3 protein-coding genes are annotated in these 1,983 nt (G+C 39.5%); all 3 read right to left on the reverse strand.

The window, feature by feature from the left end; genetic code table 11:
- Window positions 1-320, reverse strand: a 320-nt coding sequence (locus Q0620_RS06845; protein ID WP_298783988.1) for an acyltransferase family protein, incomplete at its 3' end; no start/stop codon positions are given.
- A 123-nt stretch (window positions 321-443) separates the two neighbouring features.
- A complete protein-coding gene (gene wecC / locus Q0620_RS06850; RefSeq protein WP_298783992.1) occupies window positions 444-1,637 on the reverse strand; it encodes a UDP-N-acetyl-D-mannosamine dehydrogenase in 1,194 nt (397 codons plus the stop codon).
- The coding region (locus Q0620_RS06855; RefSeq protein WP_298783990.1) for a UDP-N-acetylglucosamine 2-epimerase at window positions 1,631-1,983 on the reverse strand (353 nt) is incomplete at its 5' end. The genes wecC and Q0620_RS06855, both read right to left, overlap by 7 nt.

Raw genomic sequence — 1,983 nt, forward strand, 5'->3', positions numbered from 1 at the left:
CTAAAAAAGCCGTCATAATTATATAAAACATCGTTTTTTATACCGATTATAAAGCCCGCTATGCCTGAAGCGGCGGTAATGACATAGAGCACGAGGTATTCTATGTATTTTAATGCCGAGATATCATTAAAATTTTTGCCCACGTACATAGCTAGCTCAAGTACTAAAATATTTACGAATAGAGCCGGATATATCCTAAGCGCTCTTTTTATAAAATACTCTTTCAAATTCCTGCTATTTAAATAACTATCGGTAATTAAAAATCCCGAAACCAGAAAAAATAATGGGACGCCGGGAAATAGCCTAAGAAACTTATCCACGTGCCCCCCCCCACAAAAGCGGTATTTTTAGCCATCCTGTCGAGTGCATATATACCACTTGTAAAGCAAAAAGCAATCTAAAAAAATTCAGATGGTTATCTCTATCTATTACTTTTTGAAAACTCATTTATAAATTCCGCAAAAATCCAAAAATTCTTTTTCTATTTTTAGCCCTTTAAATTCCTTATGTCCGACCAAAAATACGATAATATCCGAAATTTCAATAGCCTTTTTATAATCCACTATCTCAAAATCTTTATGAGCCTTGATATTGGGCTCCACAGCGACTACATCGACGCCGTCTGCGATCAGGCGTCTGGTTATATTTAGCGCAGGCGACTCCCGCAAATCGTCGATGTCGGGCTTAAAAGCAAGTCCCATACACGCGACTTTGGGCTTTCTGCCGTTTTGCAACTCAAATTTCAAGGCGGCGTTTTTGATCTTTTCTATACACCAATCAGCTTTATGATCATTCACCTCTCTTGCGGATTTGATCAGCCTCGCTTCGTAGCCGCCCGCATGCACTATAAACCATGGATCGACCGCTATGCAGTGCCCACCTACGCCGCAGCCCGGGTTTAAAATATTAACTCGCGGATGGCGATTTGCTAGCGAGATAAGCTCCCAGACGTTAATGCCGAATTTATCGCATAAAATGCTAAGTTCGTTTGCAAAAGCTATGTTTACGTCGCGGAAAGAATTCTCTGTAAGCTTTGACATCTCTGCAGTCTTAGAATCCGTCTCCAAAACACTACCGTTAACGAATTCCCTATAAAATTCCGCTATCTTTTTAGTAGCAATTTTTGTAGTTCCACCCACGATTCTATCGTTTTGCGTAAGCTCTTTTAAAATTTTACCTGGCAAAACTCTCTCCGGGCAATGAGCGATATAAATTTTAAAAATATCAACACCGCCATTTTTTAAAATTTCGCCTATCTTTTCGGTAGTACCTACTGGTGAAGTGGATTCTAAAACGACCATATTATCATCTTTTACGTATGGTATTATAGATTTTGCCGCACTTATAACGTAATCGACATTTGGCACGTATCCGTCTCGAAACGGCGTCGGAACAGCTATGATAAAAACGTCTGCAAAATCAGGCTTAACGTCTGCTTTTAAATTTCCGCTCTGCACTGCTTTTTTAACAAATACGTCAAGTTCCGGCTCGACGATATGAATTTTACCCTCATTGATCGTATCTACGACGCTCTGCACCACATCAACGCCGTGGATTTTATAGCCCCTATTTGCCAAAAGCGCCGCCGTCGGTAGCCCTATATACCCAAGACCTAATATGCAAACTTTTTTCACAATATTCCCTTTAAAAATTCCAGTATTTTTTTGCAAGCTTTACCGTCGCCATACGGACTTACACTTTCACTCATTTTATCATATTCATCTTTTAAATTTAATAATTTTTGCACCTCTTTTATGATATTTTCGCGCTTGGTGCCGATAAGCTTAACGCATCCTGCTCTTATCCCTTCAGGTCTTTCGGTAGTTTCTCTGATAACTAAAACAGGCTTGCAAAGGCTCGGCGCCTCTTCTTGGATGCCGCCGCTATCTGTTACTATCATATATGACTTGCTCATAAGATAGACGAAACTATCATACTCTAGCGGATCAATTAAAAATACATTCGGAATACCCGATAAAATTT

This window comes from uncultured Campylobacter sp., assembly GCF_938017615.1.
In the GTDB taxonomy this organism is placed as follows: domain Bacteria; phylum Campylobacterota; class Campylobacteria; order Campylobacterales; family Campylobacteraceae; genus Campylobacter_B.